The sequence below is a fragment of the Allosaccharopolyspora coralli genome (assembly GCF_009664835.1).
In the GTDB taxonomy this organism is placed as follows: Bacteria; Actinomycetota; Actinomycetes; order Mycobacteriales; family Pseudonocardiaceae; genus Allosaccharopolyspora; species Allosaccharopolyspora coralli.
Genome location: NZ_CP045929.1, coordinates 3,621,376 through 3,642,336 on the forward strand (window position 1 = coordinate 3,621,376; position 20,961 = coordinate 3,642,336).

The following is a 20,961-nucleotide window of genomic DNA, read 5'->3' on the forward strand; positions in this document are numbered from 1 at the left end:
TCGTGCGGCGCCTGTTGCTGCTCGGTCACGCTGTCCTCCGTGCCGCGTTGATCGCGGCGGGTGTGTCCTCGGCATCGAGCCCTGATGCCGTCACCTCGTCTGCGAGGCGTACGTCGTAGCCGGCACCCGTCGCCAGCACTTCCACCGCCGTTGCACGCGGAGTTCCGCACCGCCGCGAACAGCCGACCCAGTGCACGGGTGTGCCGCCGGGTTCCAGTGACTCGGCGACGCGGTGCGCGTCCCGCTGCACGTCGGCGTGGGACTTCGCGCAGCCGGGCGTGCCCGTGCATGCGGTCATCCCGCTCCACGGCGAGTCGGCCTCCACCACGAAACCCTGTTCACGCAGGTGTTGTGCGCGTGTAGCGGCCTCGGCAGCGGCGAGCCCCGGCACGAGCACGCTACGCCATGGGGTGATCCGCAGGTCCCCACCGGCCCGGTCGGCCAGAGCCGCGAGCTGGCTCGCGCGCTGGGGAGTGAGTCGTCCGAGAGGCGCGCCGACCGCGAGCGCGACGAGGTTGCCGCGCCGCGCCGCGATCCCCGGCCGGACGGGCTCTGTGAACGGCGGATCGCTCGGTTCGGAGCACGGTCGGCCCAGGTCCGCGGCGATGCGACGTCGACCGTCGTACAGTTCGGCAAGGCGCCACACCGGTGCCGGTTCGGCGGCTCGTTGCCGCATGAAGGCCTCGGCCGCCGTGATCGCCGAGCGCGCCGCACTCTCCTGGCCGACACGCACGCCACTGTCCCGGCCCGCCAGCAACACGGCGAACTCCGTCGCGCCGACCGCGTGCAGGCCGATATCGCCGCCGAGCGTCGACACGTCTCCACGGCCATCGTCCACGGTGAACAGAAACCGCCCCGGCAGCGCCGCGAGCTCCGGTACGGCGCACAACGCGGTGTCGAGTTCCTCGACGCACCGTGACACGTCGAGCAGTCCGTCGTCGTCGAGCCCCGTGCACGGGGAGGCGATGACGTTGCGGCAGGTTTCGTGCGAGCGGGACGGCAGCAACCCGTGCGATCCGAGCCTGGTCGCGAGCTCGGCGACGTCGGAGTCGTCCACACCGCGCAATTGCAGGTTCGCACGGGAGGTCAGTTCCAGCTGCCCGTTGCCCAGCTCGCTGGCCGACTCGGCGAGAAATCGCATCTGACCTGCGGTGATACGGCCACCGGGTAGACGAATACGGGCGAGTCCCCCGTCCGCCGCCGCATGCACGTGCCAGGCGCCGGGACAGGCGTCCTCACGTGTGCGCGGCGGTCCGGGTTTGTTCAACACCCGGCTGATCCTACGGGGTCGGCGGGGGGTGACCGGCTCGTCGCGCAGCGCGGTCGAACCCTCGTTCACGTGCGGTGATCACCGTCACCGGAACAGTCCTGGACGCGGGCCCGAACTTGACGCGACCTGCCTGCGTTCCGGAGAGTAGGAGTCCACGAGCGGCGACAGGTGGAGGAAGCCGGTGCGAGTCCGGCGCGGTCCCGCCACTGTCACCGGGGAGCGGACCCCGACCGACGTCACTGCCTGCGGGCGGGAAGACCGGGGCGAGCGCTGATCCGGAAGCCAGGAGACTCCGGTCGCCGCGACCGACAGCCCGGGGCGAGGACCCCCGAGGAAGGTTGCCATGCGTTCTGTCCGCACGCCCACCACCGTGTGCCGGTTCCCCGCGCCTTCGCGCGCCGACTTCCGCGAACACCGGGAAACCGCCCTGGGGGCTCATCGTCACGACCGGGAGCGTTCCGCATGATCCTGCTTCTGTCCACGTCGGACACAGACCTGCTGAGCGCCAGGGCGAGCGGCGCGGATTTCCGGCTCGCGAACCCCGCACGACTCGGCGTCGAGGACCTGCCCGAACTCGTCGACGGCACCGACCTGGTCGTCGTACGCCTCCTCGGCGGCAGACGAGCCTGGGAAGAGGGCCTCGACTGGTTGCTGGCCGGCCCCCGCCCGGTCATCGTGCTCGGCGGCGAACAGGCGCCGGACGCGATGCTCATGGAACACTCCACGGTCCCGGGTGGCGTCGCGGCCGAGGCGCACCGCTACCTCGCCGAAGGCGGACCGCAGAACCTCGAACAGCTCTTCGGCTTCCTGTCCGACACCGTGCTGCTCACCGGTCACGGCTTCGACCCGCCGGTGGCGCTGCCCACGTGGGGCGTGCTGGAGCGCACGCCGCGACGGACCGAAGGGCCGACCGTCGCGCTGCTGTACTACCGCGCACACCACGTCGCAGGGAACACGGCGTTCGCGCACGCCCTGTGCGAGGCGATCGAGGACAAGGGCGGGCAGGCCCTGCCCGTTTTCTGCGCCTCGCTGCGCACGCCCGAACCGGACATGATCGAGGAACTCCGCAAGGCGGACTCGCTCGTCGTGACGGTCCTCGCGGCGGGCGGCAGCAAACCGGCGACCGCGCAGGCGGGCGAGGACGACGAAGCGTGGGACATCGGCGCACTCGCCGACCTCGACATTCCCATCCTGCAGGGACTCTGCCTCACCAGCAGCCGCGCCCAGTGGGAGGACAACGACGAAGGTCTGTCCCCTTTGGATGCCGCGACGCAGGTGGCGGTGCCGGAGTTCGACGGGCGCCTGATCACGGTTCCGTTCTCGTTCAAGGAGAACGACGAACAGGGTCTGCCGCAGTACGTCGCCGACGCCGAACGGGCCTCGCGCGTCGCGGGGATCGCCGTGCGCCACGGACGCTTGCGTCACGTTCCCGCCGGGGAACGCAAGATCGCACTGATGCTCTCGGCCTACCCGACCAAGCACGCCCGCATCGGCAACGCCGTCGGCCTCGACACCCCGGCCAGCGCGGTGAAGCTGCTCCGCGACATGCACGCCGAAGGCTACGACGTCGGAGGAATCACCGGTGACGACGCACTTCCCGGCATCGAAGCCCAGGACGGCGACGAGCTCGTCCACGCGCTGATCGCCGCAGGCGGGCAAGACCGGGAATGGCTCACCGAGGAACAGTTGTCGGGCAACCCCGTCCGGATCGCGGCCTCTGCTTACCGCTCCTGGTACGAGACGCTGCCCGCCGAGCTGCGCGAGGAGATCGAGCGGCACTGGGGTCCGCCGCCCGGCGAGCTGTTCGTCGACCACTCGCGAAACCCGGACGGCGAGATCGTGCTGGCCGCGTTGCGCGCGGGCAACGTGGTGTTGATGGTGCAGCCGCCGCGCGGCTTCGGCGAGAATCCGATCGCGATCTACCACGACCCGGATCTGCCTCCGAGCCACCACTACCTCGCCGCATACCGCTGGCTCGCCGACGAGTTCGACGCCGACGCCATGGTGCACCTGGGTAAGCACGGGAACCTCGAATGGCTGCCAGGAAAGACGGCGGGGCTCTCCGCGGCCTGCGGCCCGGACGCCGCGCTCGGAGATCTGCCGCTGGTGTACCCGTTCCTGGTCAACGATCCTGGCGAAGGAACCCAGGCCAAGCGGCGGGTGCACGCGACGTTGGTGGACCACCTGGTCCCCCCGATGGCCCGCGCCGAGAGCTACGGCGACATCGCGCGGCTCGAACAACTCCTGGACGAGTACGCGAACATCTCGGCGATGGACCCGGCGAAGCTGCCCGCGATCCGCGCACAGATCTGGACGTTGATCCAGGCCGCCAAGCTCGACCACGACCTCGGCATGGAGGAACGACCGCACGACGCCGAGTTCGACGACTTCCTGATGCACGTCGACGGCTGGTTGTGCGAGGTCAAGGACGCACAGATCCGCGACGGCCTGCACATCCTCGGCGATCCGCCTGCCGGCGAGGCTCGGGTGAGCCTGGTGCTCGCGATGCTGCGCGCGCGCCAGATGTGGGGCGGGAACACCGCCGCGCTGCCAGGTCTGCGTGAGGCGCTGGGAATGGCAGAGGACGGCAGCGCCGGCCGCACCGAGGTCGACGAACAGGAGGGGCGCGCGTACGCGCTCGTCGAGGCGATGGAGCAAGCCTCCTGGGAACCGGACAGCGCCTCCCGCGTGTGCACCGACGTTCTCGGCGACGCACCGTCCACTGTGGTGGAAGTGCTCCGGTTCGCCGCGACCGAGATCGTTCCGCGTCTCGACGCCACGACCGACGAGACCCGATCCACGTTGCGCGCGCTCGACGGGCGCTTCATTCCGGCGGGCCCGAGCGGTTCTCCACTGCGGGGACTGGTCAACGTGCTCCCGACCGGGCGGAACTTCTACTCCGTCGACCCGAAGGCCATTCCGAGCCGGCTGGCGTGGGAAACCGGGCAGGCGATGGCCGACTCGCTGGTCGAACGCTACAAGTCGGACACAGGCGAATGGCCGCGTTCGGTAGGCCTGTCCGTGTGGGGCACGTCGGCGATGCGCACGGCAGGGGACGACATCGCCGAGGTACTGGCGTTGATCGGCGTCCGGCCCACCTGGGACGAAGCGTCCCGGCGCGTGAACGGTCTCGAGGTCGTGGGCCTGGAGGAGCTGGGCCGCCCCCGCATCGACGTGACGGTGCGGATCAGCGGCTTCTTCCGCGACGCATTCCCCCACGTGGTCGCGATGCTCGACGACGCCGTGCAGCTCGTCGCGAAGCTGGACGAACCCGGCGAGCAGAACTTCCTGCGCGCGCACACCGACGCTGACCTCGCCGAGCACGGTGACCACCGTCGCGCGACCATGCGGATATTCGGTTCCAAGCCCGGAGCCTACGGGGCGGGTCTGCTGTCGCTGATCGACAGCCGGAACTGGCGGGACGACGCCGACCTCGCCGAGGTGTACGCCGTGTGGGGCGGGTTCGCCTACGGCCGCGGCCTCGACGGTGCACCGGCACGTGGCGACATGGAGTCGGCCTACCGCAGGATCTCGGTCGCGGCGAAGAACACCGACACCCGCGAGCACGACATCGCCGACTCGGACGACTACTTTCAGTACCACGGCGGGATGGTCGCCACCGTGCGTGCGCTCACCGGCAAATCGCCCGCCGCCTACATCGGCGACAGCACGCGGCCGGACTCGGTCAAGACGCGCTCACTGCACGAGGAGACCTCACGCGTGTTTCGGGCCCGCGTGGTCAATCCTCGCTGGCTGAGCGCGATGCGCAAACACGGCTACAAAGGTGCGTTCGAGCTCGCGGCCACAGTGGACTACCTGTTCGGCTACGACGCCACCACCGGCGTCGTCGGCGACTGGATGTACGAGAAGCTCGCCGAGACGTACGTGATGGACCCGGAGAACCACAAATTCCTCACCGAGTCCAATCCGTGGGCGCTGCACGGCATCGCCGAGCGCCTCCTCGAAGCCGCCGACCGGCAGATGTGGGCCGCACCGAACCCGGAGACCCTGCAAGCACTCCGTGAGGCCTACCTGGAAACCGAAGGCGACCTCGAGGACCGCTGAACCACGGCGCGCGTGAGCCTTTGTGGTGGCTATAGCAACCGAAAAGGCTCACGCGTCGGTCAGGCGTTCCGCGACGCGCTTTGCGGCGTCGGCGATCAGCGCGTCGTCGGGTTCGGCGTCTCGGATCGGCTTGTCGGACAGAACTGCGATGATGATCGGCTGATCGAGGTCGGTCCAGGTCACGGCGACGTCGTTGTTCGTCGCGTACGATCCGCCGCCGGTCTTGTCCCCGGTCACCCACGTTGGCGGCACACCGGCTCGGATACTCGTGTCCCCGGTCGTGTTCGCCAGCAACCACGCGGTGAGCCGATCTCGCTCCGGCCGGGGCAATCCGTCTGCGAGCACGAGACGCCCGTAGCCGGTGCCGATCGCAGCCGGCGTGGTCGTATCACGCGGATCGCCACGTTCCGCCTCGTTGAGTTCCGGTTCCCACCGATCCAGACGAGTCGCCGGATCGCCGAGTGTGCGGGCGAACGGCGCGATCGCGGCGGGACCACCGAGCTCCGTCAGCAGGAGATTCCCTGCCGTGTTGTCACTGTAGGTGATCGCCGCGTCGCAAAGTTCCAGCACCGTCATCCCGGTATCCACCGCCTGCTCGCATATCGGCGAATGCACGACGAGGTCCTCGCGCCGGAAGAAGACCCGATGCCGGAAATAGTCTCCCGCGAGACCGTGCTCACGAAGAAGTGCGGCTGCCGCGTACGGCTTGAACGTGGAGGTCATCGCGAAACGCTCGTGTGGACGGTGGTGGACGGTCCGGCCCGTCACCGCATTCCGCGCCCACACGCCGAGTCGCGCGCCGTAGCGCTGCTCGAGCTCCGGGAAAGTCGGCTCACTGCCCGCGATTGCGTGCCTCGTGGAGGCCAGGACCGGCACCGCGGCTAGTCCGGCGAGTACACCTCGTCTGCTGATCGACTTCACCGTCGTCCTCCTCATCGCAAGCGTGAGTCTTTGTGGTGGCTATGACCACCACAAAGACTCACGCGTCGGTGAGGCGGGGGTCAAGGGTGGTGACGGGGCCGACGACGATGACGGCGGGTGGGCGGATTCCCGCTTCCCGCACGTCAGCGGCGACCTGGTCGAGGGTGCTGCGCAGAGTGTGCTGGCCTTGGGTGGCTCCGTCCTGGACGACGGCGACCGGAGTCTCCCGAGCACGGCCGTGCTGGACGAGCACGCGCGCGAACTCCCCGATGTTCTTGACCGCCATCATGAGCACGATCGTGCCACGCAGCTTCCCGAGCGCTTCCCAGTCGACGAGGGACTGCTCGTCGTCGGGACCGACGTGCCCGGAGACGACGACGACCTCGTGCGTCACGCGCCGGTGGGTGACCGGCACCCCGGCAGCGGCGGGCGCGGCGAAAGCACTGGTGACACCGGGCACCGTCGTCACGTCGACACCGGCTTCGACGCACGCGATGAGTTCCTCGTAGCCGCGCCCGAACACGTACGGGTCGCCGCCTTTGAGGCGCACCACGAACTTGCCCGCCCGCGCGCGCCCGACGAGCAGCTCGTTGATCGCGTCCTGGTGCGCGGCGCGACCGTACGGGATCTTCGAAGCGTCCACGACTTCGACGTGCGGGCCGAGATCGTCGAGCAGTTCGCGTGGTGCGAGCCGGTCGGTGACGACGACGTCGGCACGCGCGAGCAGCTGCCGCCCGCGCACCGTGATCAGGTCCGGCGCACCGGGACCACCACCGACGAGCGCGACACCGGGCTCGTGGCGCTGCGGACGATCGTCCACGACGCCGCTGCGAAGCGCTTCCACCAGGCCGTCCCGCACAACGGAGGAGCGGCGGTGCGCGCCGCCTGCCAAGACACCCAGTAGTAGCCCGTCGTGCTCGGCGATCGCGGGTGTGACCGCCGTCCCCTGCGAGGCATCGTCGGCCCGGACGCAGAAGATCCGGCGGCTTTCGGCGTCCGCGACGACCCGTGCGTTGACGTCCGGGTCGGAGGTACAAGCGATCGCGTACCACGTCTCGTCCAGATCACCGGGCGTGTACCGACGTGCGCTCCAGGTGAGCTCCCCGGCGTCGGCCATCGCTTCCACGGCCGGGGTGACCTCGGGCGAGACGACCTCGACGCGCGCACCGGCGTTGATCAACCGAGGCACCCTGCGTTGCGCCACGGTGCCGCCGCCGACGACCGCGACGTGCTTGCCGCCGAGATCGAGTCCCGCGAAGTAGTGCCGTTCGTCGTGCGTGCTCATGTCCGTCTGTCCGTCTCGAAGGTCGCCCCCGGCGTCCTCGACGGGGTGCGCTCACTGCCCGGCTCGGGTACGGGCCTTCTCGCTCTGCGGGCGCTCACCTGCTCGGCGCTCCGGCAGTACGCCGGTCGGCGCCGGAGAACCTCCACCACAGGGCAGCGCCGCCCCATACTGCCATGAACGCGGCCAGCGTCAGATATCCGAGCAGCTCGAAGTGGTCCCCGATCGCCGCGACGGGAGCGAGTCCCGCGGCCCCGAGTTCGTCGAACACACCCGCGAGGACGACCAGCGCGACGACCGCGGCGAGCACGACGGTGAGCGTGGTGGTCGTCACGTTCACCCACAGTCTGCGCAGCGGGCGCGCGAGCGACCAGGTGTAGGCGCGGGACATCAGCATGCCGTCGATGCTGTCCACAGTGCACATTCCGGCGGCGAACAGCAGCGGCAGGCTCAACACCGCCATCGCGGACAGCTCGCCGGGAGCGACGAGTGCCAGCACTGTGACTTCGGTCGCCGTCTGCATGCCGAGGCCGAACAGGAAGCCGATCACGAGCAGGTGCCAGGACTGTCCGACGAGACTCATCCGTCCGCGCAGCAGCCGGGCGAGCAGACCTCGCCGACCGAGCACGAGCTCGACCTCGGAGTCCCCGACTTCCCCGGCCCGCGCCCGGCGCAGCAATCGTACGGCGTCCCGCAGCACCAGCGCGTTCAAAACCGCCAGGACGGCGAGCACGGCAACGACGAACAGACTCACCCACAGCCCGACCCGGCCGCCGACCTGCTCCGCCCACCGCTGTGCGGCGGGTCCCGCGACGAACGCGACCGCCATCGCCAGCGCCACGACGACACCGGCGTGTCCCAGCGCGAACCACATTCCGGTCGCCACCGGCTTCTTTCCCCGCTGCATGAGCAACCGTGTCGCATCGTCGATCACGGCGACGTGGTCGGCGTCGAAGCCGTGCCGCACGCCGAGCAGGTAGGCGGTCATGCCCGCGGCGGCGAGCCCGCCGGCAGCCGTGAACGAGTCCTGCGCCGCCAGGTACATACCCCACCCGACGAGGTGCAGCATGCCGACGGCGCCGAGCACCAGCGCTGCGTTACGGCGCTCGACTCGTCCCCACCCGCCGGACGCCGGCGTGTCCGGAATGCTCGTTTCTGTGGCCATCGCGTCGCGGACCTCCTGGGTTCTCCCGCCCGGGGATCGTCTCCGTGCGTCACGGCGTGACGCTCGGTCTCCGCACGTCACCTGGTGACGTAGGGCCGGCGTGAGTGTCCTGACTCCCGGATCGCCGCGGCGTTCCCGCCTTCCCGCTCGTGTCGAGCCGTGGCATGTGGGGCCGCTCCCCGGTCACAGTGGCGGGACCGTCCCGGATTCGCACCGGGTTCCTCCGCAACCAGCGGACGTATCGTGACCGCACCGTGTGCACGAGGTCAACTTCCGGGCGGGTCCCGGTGCCGCGGATCACCGTCGGCGGAGCCCCGGTGTCACCTTTGCCCTGTCTCGCTCAGTGTCTGTGATCTTGTTCTGATGCCCGTCCGGGCATGGTCTTGCGTGCTCAGCCCGAGCACGCTGAGAAGCTCCGGGCGTTGCAGGTTGTCGCTCGCAAGGCCGGGGCCGCCGCTACGTACGTGCTGGTACTCGAGACGACCCCAACGCCGCGAGCGGCAAGCTGGGACGCCGGTAGGTGACCACCACCACAGACCACAGACTCAGAGGGCATTGGGGAACTGGGGGCCCGGTACCGCCGCACCAGTTCCACCATGCGCTCTCAGTCGACGGGACCTGTTACTCCTCGGCTCACCCCGGGCACCACGACCACTTCGACGGCGGCTCGCTCGGCGTCGACCTGCTCGACCTCGCCGGTGTGCGCGAACGCGACGGCGCGACCGGAGGCGGCAACGTCGACGGCGTCCGCAACGACGCCGACCTCGGTTCGCGCGTCCGGGCTCAGGACGCGACCGACGCGATCGAGTACCGCGCGGGAGCCGACGACGACGGCCGCTCGGCGCAGCTCGGCGTCCGCACGGGGAGTGCGGAGATCATCGGGTCCCGGCCCGACCCCGACTACGGCAAGCCGCCCGCGTGGACGCAGTCTGGCGGCGGCGACGGTGACCCGCCGCGAAGTGAGCTTCGGCACCACCAGATCGACCGGCCCGCCTGCAGCGTCCTCCGTGGCGGCGGCCAAGGCCGCTGCTTCGGCGACGCTCCCGGTACCGACACGGTCCCGCACCGCGCCACTGGGACTCGGCACGTCGACCCTGTCCAGAACGTCGGCGGGGAACACCCGCAACGGGAGCTCGTCCCCACCTTCCTCCGAATGCCAGAACCCCAGGTCCTGCACCGCTTCCGCGAGCCCGGGGTGGTCTTCGGCGCGAGCGACGGTGGCGATGGCGCGTACCGCTCGCGGGTCCAGCGAGTACTCGCGTTCGAGCAGCGCGACGGCCTCGACGATCTCGGTCCGCGATGCCTCCCGAGACGCGCCGACTCCGACGATCAGGGTCCGGGGCACGAGCCACAGCAGCCGGGCACGGTCCGCATCGGCAGGACGACGATCGTCGAGCGCTATCGTCCACTGCGGACTCGCCGCGTCCGGCGACACCGTGTCCGGAAGGGCGGGAAGCGGAAACCCGTGGGGATTCGACAGGCCTACCGGTTCACCATCCGCGACAGCGGCGGAACATTCCGTCACGTCACCGTCCACAGTGGCATCCAACGCGTCGACCAGCTCGTCCAGCGGCCCGGTCACGTGCTCCTGCTCGACGGTCACGGCGACCGCATCCAGCACGTCGGCGACCTGGAGCGCGAGCGCGTTTCCGCCTGCGCCACTGAGCACGACGGCGAAACGGCCGTCCGCGTCGACACAGACGACCGCGGGATCGGTTCGTTCACCCGTCAACAGGGGCGCGACCGACCGGACCGCCGAACCCGTGCCGAGGAACAACACGACCCCGGAAAGCCGGTCCCACACGCGCCGCAGCGAGGGCCCGACCGGTCCTTCGACGACGAGTGCGTCCGCGCCGAAGCGGGCCGCCAACTCGCTCGCCCGACGACGCCCCGTGTGCGTCGGCGCGAAGAGACCGATCACGCCGACGGTCCAGCAGTGCGCGTACCGGAGAGCACGACGATCGGCACCGACGGTTCCAGCCGCGCACCGCCGTCCGGCAGCTCGTCCAGGCGGCTCGCCGCGAGCTGCACGCCTTCCACCTCGTAGCCCGCGTTTCGCAGCGCCTCGCGAGTCGGCGCGATCCGATCCAGGGTCGCGAGCGCGACGACGACGCGCTGCGCCCCGGCGTGTGCGCACGCAGTCACGACGTCGGAGCCGCCGGAACCGACGAACACGGCGTCCGGTCTCGGCAGATTCCGCAGCGCTTTCGGCGCCGCACCCTCCTCGATCCGGACGTCGACGTCGTGCTCGGCCACGTTCGTGACCATCCGCACGACCTGTGCCTCGTCCTGCTCGACGGCGACCGTCGCGGCACCGAGCCGGGCACACTCGATCGCGACCGAGCCCGCACCGGAGCCCACGTCCCACACGAGCTCGCCCGGGCGGGGAGCGAGTCTGGACAGCGCCACCGCTCGCACGTCCGCCGACAACAACGTGCCCTCCCGGTGCGAGAACGCGCCCTCCGAAAGCCCCCACCCGGAGCGCGGCGGAACCGGCTCGCCGCCCGCGAACCAGGAACGCACACCGGAGCCGTCCTGCTCACCGACACACAACACGACCGTGCCCTGACCCCACGCCCGCTTCGCAGCCTGAGCGGGCTCGACGGTGGTGAGCTGCTCGTTCGGGCCGCCCAGGTCCTCGCCGACGACGAAGGTGCGGCGCCAGCCCTCGAGCCCGGACCCGAGTTGCGCGGGACCGGCTCCCGGCGAGGTCACCACCGCCACCGCGCGTCGGGCGCGGCACACGTTGATCGCCCGTGCCAACCCGTCCGGGCCGGCGTGCACGACCGTCACCTCGTCCCAGCCACGACCGGCCTTCGCGAGCAGCCGCTGCACGCTCGACATCGCGGGCAGCACCGAGAACCGGATTCCGCGCTCCCGCAAGGCTCCGACAACACCGAACATTCCCGGGTCGCCCGCCTCGAGCACGACACCGGACTCGTCACCGGCGAGCGCGGCCAGTGCGTTGAGTGCCGGGTCGAGATCGTCGGTCTCGAAGGTCTTCGCGGACTCCGGTGCGTACCCGTCGAGCAACGCCCGGGAACCCACCACCAGCGTCGCCGCGTCCAGCGTCTCCACGGCTCCGTCCGGCACCGTCGTGCCGACGACACCGATCACGGTGACCGCCACGTCCTCCACCTCGTTCCACGCTCGACGATCTCGCGCGCGTCAGTCCATCACGAATCGCCGGTGCAAGCACCGACCCGATCGACGGGGTGTGTTGCAACCGGCGAGGTCGCCTGGGTGGGTGGTCTGGTACCGCCGCTCCAGTTCGTGCCTCGTGGTGTTGGGCTTCTCTTGACGACCAGGTGTACGCGGCGAGAACCCCTGCCTTGCGAGGCACGAACTCCGAACGCCGGAGCGTTCCCCGATGCCCTCTGGCACGAGTTCTACTCCGAACGCTGGGCCTTGGTTCGTTTGGTGGTGCGCTGCCCGCTCTTGGCCGACCGGGACGACGAGCTGCCGGCCCGTTTCGTCTTGGGCCCTTGCGATTTCGACGCTGCCTTGGACGAAGACTTCGCCTGCGGAGCCTTCGCCGTGGCCCCGGCGGGCGGGCTCTGCTCGTCGTTCTCCGCGCTGGCAGCGGTCTCGATCGGCTCCGGTTCCGACGTAGACTGCTCGGGAACGGCCGGTTCGGTCAGCTCCGGCGACGCCGGCTCCGAGCCGACGAACAAGTGCGGCTGCGCCTGATCCACGCGCCTCGTGCGTGCCGCCCGCGCGGCGCCTCGTGCCGTTTCCTGCCAGTCCCGGACCGTCCACCACGCGAGGTCCGGGTTCGGGACACCCGACGCGGGCGCGCGTTCGGGCTCCGTCGTCGAGGCCTCGCTGGCCTGTGCCCAGTTGGGGCGGTACGGACCGTACTCGCGCGCGAACGGCTCCCCGTGGGTGCGTGCGACGGCGCGCTGAGTCGACGAGGTCGACCGGGGCCGGCTGCCGCGCGGAGTCGTCGAACCGGCCGCCTGCCTGGACCGCGTGGTACGCGCACGGTTGCCGCTCACCGCTCCACCGACGACGAACAGGGCCTGGCGCCAGAGTTTGTGCTGCCGGACGGACCGTTCGAGCTCGCCGAGTGTCGTGCGCAGCACGACCTCGTCCGGCGAGGACACCTTCGCTGCGACCAGCACCGGCACGTCTTCCTGGTAGCCACCCGCCTTCAGGTCCGCTGCGAGCTGAGGAGCCCGTGAGGCGGGAAGTAGCACGGACATCGTCGTGCCGTGCGCGGCGAACTCGCGGATCTCCCGGCTCGCGGAGACCTCCGGACGGCACAGCACGACCGACTGGGCGTACTCCGGGTCGGTCAGCTCCCGGCCCACCGCCGCGGCCGCCGCCGACAACTCCGCCACGCCGGGAACGATCTCGACGTCGACGTCCATCCGGGCGCACGCGTCGTATTGCGCCTGCACGCCGCCCCACAAGCTCGGGTCGCCCGCGTGCACCCTGACCACCCGCAGCCGGTCACGCTCGGCACGGCGGAACACCTCCACCGAGTCGTCGTGCGTCAGCTTCGACGAATCCACGAGTTCCGCGGACCGCGCGGCGTGTTCGTGCAAGCAGTCCGGGGCAACGACACTGGCAGCCCAGAGGATCACGTCGGCCTCGGCGAGACGTCGAGCACCGCGCACGGTGATGAGGTCCCCGGCGCCCGGGCCGGCACCGACGAACGACACGCGAGCACGAGACGGTTCCGGAGACATGTCCTCCCCATCGCAGTGGTGGGACGACCCGACGAGCGAATCACGGGCCGTGAGTAGGTCACGACCGTACCTGTCTGCTTCACGCCACCGATCCGGGGCGTGATCACCCCGCTTCGCTGCGGCTCCGGGCGGAGTCACCGGTTGCGAACTCGGCGCAGTACCGGACGAACCGACCGATCGCCTCGGGATGACCGGCGGGGTGAGTGTGCAGGTAGGACGCGTGCACACCACCGCAGACGAATCCTTCGGCGACCACCCCGTCGCGACGCCACCGCCACGCCGCCGACTCGCCGTGGCCGGGGTCGAGGACGGTACGGTGGAACTCGTGTCCGCTGATCCGCTGCCCTTCGGCGAACAACGGTGAGTTCGACACCGCCACGGCGTCGCGGTAGCCCAGCGTCAGCGTGGACGACATCCGCGCCCACGCCGGGATCACGCCGCACAGTGGGTGACCGTCGAGTTCTTCGGCGAGGTAAAGCAGACCACCGCACTCCGCGTGCACCGGTCCGCCGGCGGCGGCGAAGGCCGCGATCTCCTCACGTAGCGCGGTGTTCGCCGACAACGAGCCCGCGTGCTGCTCGGGAAACCCACCCGGCAGCACGAGTCCCGCGGTGCGCTCCGGAAGCGTCGTGTCCCGCAACGGGTCGACGACCACGACGTCGGCGCCTGCCGAGGAGAGCAGTTCCGGATGCTCGGTGTAGCCGAAGGTGAAGGCCGGGCCACCGGCCACCGCCACGACCGGTCGCGAGACTTGCCTGGTGACCTCGGTCGACGGGTCCCAGGCCGGGCACGAGAATCCGGGCGCAGCCCGAGCCACGTGCTGCACCGCGTCGAGGTCGACACCGGACTCGACCGCGTCGGCCATCGACTCCACCGCTTCCCGCGCGGCGGCTCCGTGCTCGGCGACCGTCACCAGACCGAGATGCCGGGACGGCACCTCCAATCCCGAAGTGCGGCGCAGCGCGCCGAGAACGGGCAAACCTGCCGCCTCCGACGCCTCCCGCAGCACCTCTTCGTGACGGTCCGAACCGACCCGGTTCAGAATCACACCGCCGATCCGGACACCGGGCTGATAGCTGCGAAAACCGTGCAGCAAGGCCGCGATGCTCTGCCCCTGCCCGGTCACGTCGACCACGAGCACGACCGGCGCGTCGAGCAGACCGGCGACGTGCGCGGTCGAACCGATCGCGGGACCGTCCGCCGGACCCGCACCGATGCGACCGTCGAACAGGCCCATGACGCCTTCGACGACGGACAGGTCCGCGTCGGCTCTCCCGTGCGTGAACAACGGGCCGATGCGCTCGTCACCGACCAGCACCGGGTCGAGATTGCGACCGGGTCGCCCGGCGGCGAGCCGATGGTAGCCGGGGTCGATGTAGTCCGGACCCACCTTGAACGGAGCCACGTCGACACCACGTCGACGCAACGCCGCGAGCAGCCCGGTGGCGACCGTGGTCTTGCCGTGTCCGGACGCGGGCGCGGCGATCACCACGCGGGCGTCACTCACCACTCGATGCCTTTCTGTCCCTTCTGGCCGGCGTCCATCGGGTGCTTGACCTTCGACGTCGCCAAGACCAGATCAGCGGCCGCACACAACGAGTCCGGAGCGTTCCGACCGGTGATGACCACATGCTGGTGTCCAGGACGGTCCCGCAACGTGGTCACGACCTCGTCGACGTCGACCCACCCCCAGTGCAGCGGATACGTGAACTCGTCGAGCACGTACATGCCGTGCTGCTCGGTCTCGAGCCTCCGGCGGATCTCCTGCCAGCCCTCGAGCGCAGCCGCGGCATGATCCTCCTCGCTGCCCTTCTTGCGGGACCAGGACCAGCCCTCACCCATCTTGTGCCACTCGACCGGGCCACCCTCGCCTGTCTGCGCGTGCAGGGCACCGAGTGCGCGGAAGGCCGATTCCTCACCCACACGCCACTTCGCGGATTTCACGAACTGGAACACGCCGATCGACCAGCCCTGGTTCCACCCACGCAACGCCATACCGAACGCGGCGGTGGACTTGCCCTTCATCTCGCCGGTGTGCACGGCCACCAGCGGGCGGTTCCGGCGCTGGCGCGTGGTGAGTCCGTCGGCGGGCACGGTCGAAGGCTTTCCCTGTGGCATGCGCCGAGCCTAGACGCTCGGTGCTCGGCTGCGGGCGCTCCGGAGGGATTCACCACGTGGCCCGGTCAGCGGGGAAAGAGGGCTGTCGCCGTGTCGTGCCAGCGGCGGAGTCGCTGAACGGTCACCACGTACCCAGCCCGACCACCAGCGGGTTCTCAGCGCCCTCCTCGCGAGGACAGCGATATCGCTGCGTAGGTCGCTACTCGAGAAATCGATCCCGCAGCGAGGAGGGCGCTGAGGTTCCGCCACCCCACCACCGAGCAAGCCCTTCCGAAAGGACTTCTTAGCTATGGAAAAGCCCCCGCACTCAACCAGCCTGGGGGTCACCGGGAGTACGGGGGCTCTTCACGGTCCACCCCTGGGGGTCGGGTGGACACATCCCCATAATACCAACGACACGCGCCGGGAGCCGCATCGACTCCCCCGCGTCGCCGCCGGAACGTTCACGCGGCTCGGACGGTGTCCGGGCGTGCCGCGCGAACGACACCGGCGACGCTGTCCGCCGAGAGTTCCTCCAGCCGCAGGCACGGTCCTTCCAGTGCGGTTGCGATCTCGGGAGCAAGACCGAGGCGGACGTGCCCGCTCTCGCAGTCCACGACGACGGACGAGACGTCGAGATCCGCAAGCAGCCGCGCGGCTCGCATGGCATCGTCGACGGACTCCCGGGAGCGTTGACGGCCGGTGACTTCCCCGTGTTTCACCGGCACGGTCGCCTTGCCGTCGGTGAGCAGCACGAGCAGCGGTCTGCGCTGCGGATCACGCATCCGTTCCGTGGTCACGACCTTCCGTGCGGTGAGCAGGCCGTCCGCCAACGGTGTCCGGCCTCCGGTCCGCAGCTCGCGCATCCGGCTCGCGGCGATGTCCACAGAGGAGGTCGGGGGCAGCGCGAGCTCGGCGTCGTCGCCACGGAAGGTCACCACACCGACCTTGTCCCGCCGCTGGTAGGCGTCGGTGAGCAACGACAGCACAGCGCCACTCACGGCGGACATGCGCTCGCGCGCGGCCATCGAGCCCGAGGCGTCGACCACGAACAACACGAGATTGCCCTCCCGGCCTTCCCGGACGGCACGCCGGAGGTCGTCCTGACGCAGCACCAGGCCGGGACCACGACGGCCTCGCGCCGATTGATGTGGTGCCGCCGCCGCTACGGTCGCGGGAAGGTGCACACCGGAACCATCCACTGTGGAGGAGCGAACGACCTGGCCCGACCGGGACCGGGCGCGCGAACGGCGACCGGGCGCTCCCTCGCCGACGCCGGGAACCTCCAGGAGGCGCGCGCGGAAGGACGGCGCGGGAACCGCGGGCGGCCGTTCCGACGAGGCGTTGCCCTCGGGGGCACCCTGCGATTCACCGTCTCCGGTGGACTCGGACGGCTCCGGCTGCCGAGCACCACCACCGCCGTCCGGCGGGCCGTCCCCGCCGCCGTCGGGGTCGTCGTCCCCGTCGTCGGGCCCTCCGTTCCCGGCATCCCCGTCGTCAGGTCCGCCCTGGCCGTCGTCCGGACCTTCCGACTCGTCACCGGCGTGCTCCGCGGCGTCGGAGAGCGCCTGTTGCAGCTGCTCCTCCTCGACACCCGGCTCGTCGAACGGGTCGCGCCTGCGGCGATGCGGCAACGCCAACCGTGCCGCGGCCTCGACGTCGACCTCGGCCACTGCGTCCGCGCCGCGCCACGCCGCGTGTGCCACCGCGGTCCGCGCCAGCACCAAATCCGCTCGCATCCCGTCGACCTCGAACGCCGCGCACAACGCGGCGATCCGGCGCAGCTCAGCGTCCGGCAGCGACACCGTGCCCAGTCGAGCCTGGGCCGCGGCGATTCGTTCGGCGAGCTCCGCGTCCTCGGACTCCCAGGACCGGGCGAAACCGTCCGGGTCGGACTCGAACGCGAGTCGACGGCGCACGACCTCGGTGCGCGTGTCCACGTCGCGGGAGGCTGCCACCTGCACCGTGAGGCCGAACCGGTCGAGCAGCTGCGGCCGCAGCTCGCCCTCCTCCGGATTCATCGTGCCCACCAGCAAGAACGAGGCCGCGTGTGAGACCGACACACCCTCACGCTCCACGTGCGCGCGGCCCATCGCCGCCGCATCGAGCAGCAGATCCACCAGGTGGTCGTGCAGGAGGTTGACCTCGTCGACGTAGAGCACGCCCCGGTTCGCCGACGCGAGCAATCCCGGCTGGTACGCCCGGACTCCGTCGGAGAGAGCACGTTCCAGGTCGAGTGAGCCGACGAGCCGATCCTCGGTCGCGCCCACCGGGAGCTCCACCAGCTGCGCAGGGCGCGTCTCAGCCGCCGTGGCGTCGTGCGGGGCATCAGGGCAGTCCTCGTCGACGGCCACGGGCGAGCAGCCGAAGCGGCAGCCGGGCACGACGTCGAGCGCAGGCAGCAGCGCGGAGAGTGCACGCACCACCGTCGACTTCGCGGTTCCCTTCTCGCCGCGCACCAGCACCCCGCCGATGCCGGGGTGTACCGCGTTGAGCAGCAGGGCCAGCCGCATGTCGTCGTGCCCCACGATCGCGGAGAACGGGTACTGCGACCTCGTGCGAGCAGCGGTCATGCCAGAGTCCTTCCTCGGGTGTCGGACGCCCCGGGTCGACGTGCGCGAGGGGCAGTGTCCTGACTCCCGGATCCGCGCGTACCTCCGGCCTTCCCAGGGTGCACACCCCGGTGGCTCGCGTGGGAGGTCGCTCCCCGGTCACAGTGGCGCCGACCGTGCCGGATTCACACCGGCTTCCTGCGGGGTGCCACGCCCCGAACCCCTCGCTGGGATCCACGGCATCGTCTCAGAGGGCAGCTAGGAACGTGGGTGGGTGGTCCAGGACCGGCGCCCCAGTTCGCGGCCGGTCAGCCGGTTCGGTCGGGTTCCCGGCGCATCGCGACGTGGGGGATCCCTTCCTCCCGATACGGTTCGCCATGCTCGACGAAACCGAAGGATCGGTAGAAACCGAGCGCATGAGTCTGCGCGGACATCTCGATCGGCGCACCGCTGAAGTCGTCGACCGCGACGCGCATCAACTCCCGGCCCACTCCGGTGCCACGCGCGGATTTCGCGACGCACACCCGCCCGATGTGCACGGTGGCGTCGGAGTCGCACAACACCCGCAGGTAGCCGACCATCTCCCGCTCGCCCTTCTCACCGAACTCGTCCGACTCGCCGGTGATCCAGTAGTGCCGGGTGCTCGGTTCCAGGTCGCGTCCGTCCAGTTCGGACTCGGGTGGGCACTCCTGCTCGATCACGAAGACGGACAGGCGCAGCCACAGGATGCGATACAGGTCCCGAGGATCGAGGTCCGCGACCGAGGCTCGGTGCACCGCCGTCGGCGACTGCGCATTCATGCCTGTTCCCTATCACAACGCCACATCGCACACAGCATTGCCGGGCGTCGCGACCGGTCTCGGCGCCACGACACCTCGCAAGTGCCGACACGAGCCGTGCTCAATCGCGCACGCATCGCATTCTTCGGCCTTCCTTTCGTGACTCGCGGCACACGTCATGCCGATATCGCGTGATCCGGGCGTGATCCAGTTCGCAGGAGTGTCACCTCACATCCAAGTCCGACGACATCGGGATAATCTTTCGATACGATCGTTCCCGGCGGGAAAATTTGCTTCCCTTGCGCCGTCAGCGACGACTGTGCTTCGCCTCACTTCTGCGCGTGCCACTGACACCGCTGTCTTCGAACACCATCGCCGCGCGCACCGCGCGTGCATTCGGAAAGGACGGAACAACGTCATGCTTCTGGACTTCAGTCCGCTGCCGGCTTTTCTCGTCGCCAGCATGGTCGTGGTCCTCACACCCGGTGTGGACGTGTTCCTCCTGTTGCGTACCTCCCTTCGCTCCGGCATCCGGCCGGGACTGCTCGCCCTCGCCGGGATCCACACCGCCAGCGTGATCCAGGTCGGCGTCGTCATCTCCGGGCTCGGCGCACTCATCACGCAGAACCCGGCCGTGCTCTCCGTCCTCAAGTGGCTCGGCGCCGCCTACCTCGTCTACCTCGCGGCCACGATCCTGCGCGGCCTGTGGCTCACGAGGCAGGAGACCGCAGACCTCGACGCACCCGCCACGGCCGGGCTGCGCGAGGCCAACCCGTACCTGCGCGGGTTCTTCAGCAACATCACCAACCCGAAGATGCTGCTGTTCAGCCTCGCGTTCCTGCCTCAGTTCGTCGGCTCGTCACCGCAACCGGCCGCCCAGCTCGTCATGCTCGGCGTCGTGTTCCTCGTCGTCGCCGCGATCTGGGAAATCTCGATCGTGGTCGGCGCCGCCCGCATCGCGAGCAAGCTTCGAGACCCGCGCGTGGCCCGGACGCTGGACGCGGTGAGCGCCGCCGCCTTCCTCACCATCTCCGTCGGGCTCGTCGCGACCTGACCTCGCTGCGGGCGGCATCCGCCGCCCGCAGCCGGCCACGTGGATCAACCCGCGTCCTCAGCTCAAGCGGCAGGCTGGGGCGCCGGTCCGCCGGAGGCCGGGGCGGCGACCTCCCCGTCACCGACGTGCTGACGCAGGAAGTCCTCGTAGGACGCCACTCGTGTGTACACGCCCGGCGTCTCCGGACGAGCGCACCCGTTGCCCCACGAGACGATGCCGATCAGCTTGTCTCCCGCGACGAGCGGGCCACCCGAGTCGCCCTGGCAGCTGTCGACACCACCCTCCGGCAGGCCGGCGCACACCATCGAGTCGGCCGAGAACCCCGGGTTCGCCTCGGCGCAGTCCGCGTCGGCGGCCACCGGTGGATGCGCCTTGCGCAGCGTGGTGGACGGGCTACCGCCCTCCGACGTCGCACCCCAGCCGAGCACCGTCGTCAGCGTTCCCGCTCGGTAGAGCGAGTCGTCGGCGGAGGTGGCGAGCTCCAAGGGCCGCTGGTTCAGTGCACTCGCGAGCGTCAACACCGCGATGTCGGCGCCGAGGTTCGGGCTTCCGTACTCGGGGTGCGTGGCGATCCCGCCGACCGCGGCAACCGCGCCGCCGTCGCCCCGTGTGTCCTGCCTGCCCGCCACGATCTCGATGTTCTCCGGCCGCTCGGAGTCCACACAGTGCGCGGCCGTCACGACCTTGTCCGGCGCGACGAGCGTGCCGCCGCAGAACTGGGCACCCTGCTCGGCCAGGTACACGGTGAACGGATACTCCGCGATGTCGGCCTCGGAGCCGCCGACAACGCGCGTCTGCGGTGGCCCCGGACCGTCGGCCTTCGACGGCGCGGCATCGACGGATGCGGCGCTCAGCGCCGACGACACGATCGCAACGGTGAGCACTCCGGTCCACGCTCCCGCACGACGCAAGGTCCGTCCCATGGCGATGTCTCCTCCCCGGCGAGGCCCCGGTGGCCGTCGCCTCACTGCGCGTCAGTCTCGCCGAGCTGAACAGAGCGACCCCGCCGCGACCAGCGACACCTCTCCGACGCCACTCGAAACGGTGATCATCGACCGGAAACGACCACTCGACGGTGGGAT

At 70.2% G+C, this 20,961-nt stretch carries 14 protein-coding genes and 3 riboswitches; of the genes, 2 read left to right on the forward strand and 12 right to left on the reverse strand.

Translation table 11 applies throughout. The features are described 5' to 3' along the window. Positions 1 to 25: 25 nt before the first annotated feature. Positions 26 to 1,270, reverse strand: a complete 1,245-nt coding sequence (gene cobG, locus GIY23_RS16885) for a precorrin-3B synthase (protein WP_187351921.1) — start codon at positions 1,268 to 1,270, stop codon at positions 26 to 28. Positions 1,271 to 1,442: 172 nt separating this feature from the next. After that, positions 1,443 to 1,562: riboswitch (cobalamin riboswitch) on the forward strand. A 170-nt stretch (positions 1,563 to 1,732) separates the two neighbouring features. Here cobG and cobN point away from each other — a divergent pair. Then, positions 1,733 to 5,335, forward strand: coding sequence for a cobaltochelatase subunit CobN (cobN, locus tag GIY23_RS16890; protein ID WP_154077545.1), 3,603 nt, complete (start codon positions 1,733 to 1,735; stop codon positions 5,333 to 5,335). A 48-nt stretch (positions 5,336 to 5,383) separates the two neighbouring features. On the opposite strand, the gene bla is transcribed toward cobN, so the two are convergent. The 10 genes from bla to GIY23_RS16940 form a co-directional block, all read right to left on the reverse strand. Further along, positions 5,384 to 6,256 (reverse strand): class A beta-lactamase, encoded by an 873-nt coding sequence (bla, locus tag GIY23_RS16895; RefSeq protein ID WP_228717346.1) that lies wholly within the window; start codon positions 6,254 to 6,256, stop codon positions 5,384 to 5,386. A 58-nt stretch (positions 6,257 to 6,314) separates the two neighbouring features. Then, positions 6,315 to 7,541 carry a uroporphyrinogen-III C-methyltransferase gene (cobA, locus tag GIY23_RS16900; RefSeq protein ID WP_154077547.1) on the reverse strand — a complete coding sequence of 409 codons (1,227 nt, stop codon included), beginning with the start codon at positions 7,539 to 7,541 and terminating at the stop codon, positions 6,315 to 6,317. Positions 7,542 to 7,635: 94 nt separating this feature from the next. Further along, complete coding sequence (locus GIY23_RS16905; RefSeq protein WP_154077548.1) at positions 7,636 to 8,703, reverse strand: HoxN/HupN/NixA family nickel/cobalt transporter; 1,068 nt, start codon at positions 8,701 to 8,703, stop codon at positions 7,636 to 7,638. 82 nt (positions 8,704 to 8,785) lie between these two features. Next, positions 8,786 to 8,976: riboswitch (cobalamin riboswitch) on the reverse strand. 331 nt (positions 8,977 to 9,307) lie between these two features. Next, on the reverse strand, positions 9,308 to 10,624 hold the full coding sequence (locus GIY23_RS16910) for a cobalamin biosynthesis protein (protein ID WP_154077549.1): 1,317 nt from the start codon (positions 10,622 to 10,624) through the stop codon (positions 9,308 to 9,310). Next, positions 10,621 to 11,832, reverse strand: coding sequence for a bifunctional cobalt-precorrin-7 (C(5))-methyltransferase/cobalt-precorrin-6B (C(15))-methyltransferase (locus tag GIY23_RS16915; protein WP_154077550.1), 1,212 nt, complete (start codon positions 11,830 to 11,832; stop codon positions 10,621 to 10,623). Before GIY23_RS16915 ends, GIY23_RS16910 begins: the two co-directional genes overlap by 4 nt. Before the next feature lie 260 nt (positions 11,833 to 12,092). Continuing rightward, positions 12,093 to 13,397: a cobalt-precorrin-4/precorrin-4 C(11)-methyltransferase gene (locus tag GIY23_RS16920; protein WP_154077551.1), complete on the reverse strand. Its 1,305-nt coding sequence runs from the start codon at positions 13,395 to 13,397 to the stop codon at positions 12,093 to 12,095. 103 nt (positions 13,398 to 13,500) lie between these two features. Continuing rightward, positions 13,501 to 14,907 carry a cobyrinate a,c-diamide synthase gene (locus GIY23_RS16925; protein WP_154077552.1) on the reverse strand — a complete coding sequence of 469 codons (1,407 nt, stop codon included), beginning with the start codon at positions 14,905 to 14,907 and terminating at the stop codon, positions 13,501 to 13,503. Continuing rightward, positions 14,901 to 15,515: a cob(I)yrinic acid a,c-diamide adenosyltransferase gene (gene cobO, locus GIY23_RS16930; protein WP_154077553.1), complete on the reverse strand. Its 615-nt coding sequence runs from the start codon at positions 15,513 to 15,515 to the stop codon at positions 14,901 to 14,903. Before cobO ends, GIY23_RS16925 begins: the two co-directional genes overlap by 7 nt. 443 nt (positions 15,516 to 15,958) lie before the next feature. Next, complete coding sequence (locus GIY23_RS16935; protein WP_154077554.1) at positions 15,959 to 18,067, reverse strand: putative cobaltochelatase; 2,109 nt, start codon at positions 18,065 to 18,067, stop codon at positions 15,959 to 15,961. A gap of 52 nt (positions 18,068 to 18,119) precedes the next feature. Beyond that, a riboswitch (cobalamin riboswitch) is annotated at positions 18,120 to 18,247 on the reverse strand. 107 nt (positions 18,248 to 18,354) lie between these two features. Further along, a complete protein-coding gene (locus GIY23_RS16940) occupies positions 18,355 to 18,846 on the reverse strand; it encodes a GNAT family N-acetyltransferase (protein WP_154077555.1) in 492 nt (163 codons plus the stop codon). 397 nt (positions 18,847 to 19,243) lie between these two features. Here GIY23_RS16940 and GIY23_RS16945 point away from each other — a divergent pair, with 397 nt between their 5' ends. Then, positions 19,244 to 19,879: a LysE family translocator gene (locus GIY23_RS16945; protein WP_154077556.1), complete on the forward strand. Its 636-nt coding sequence runs from the start codon at positions 19,244 to 19,246 to the stop codon at positions 19,877 to 19,879. A gap of 62 nt (positions 19,880 to 19,941) precedes the next feature. Here the strand turns inward: GIY23_RS16945 and GIY23_RS16950 are convergent, their stop codons facing one another. After that, positions 19,942 to 20,802 carry a S1 family peptidase gene (locus GIY23_RS16950; RefSeq protein ID WP_154077557.1) on the reverse strand — a complete coding sequence of 287 codons (861 nt, stop codon included), beginning with the start codon at positions 20,800 to 20,802 and terminating at the stop codon, positions 19,942 to 19,944. Between the last annotated feature and the right edge of the window lie 159 nt (positions 20,803 to 20,961).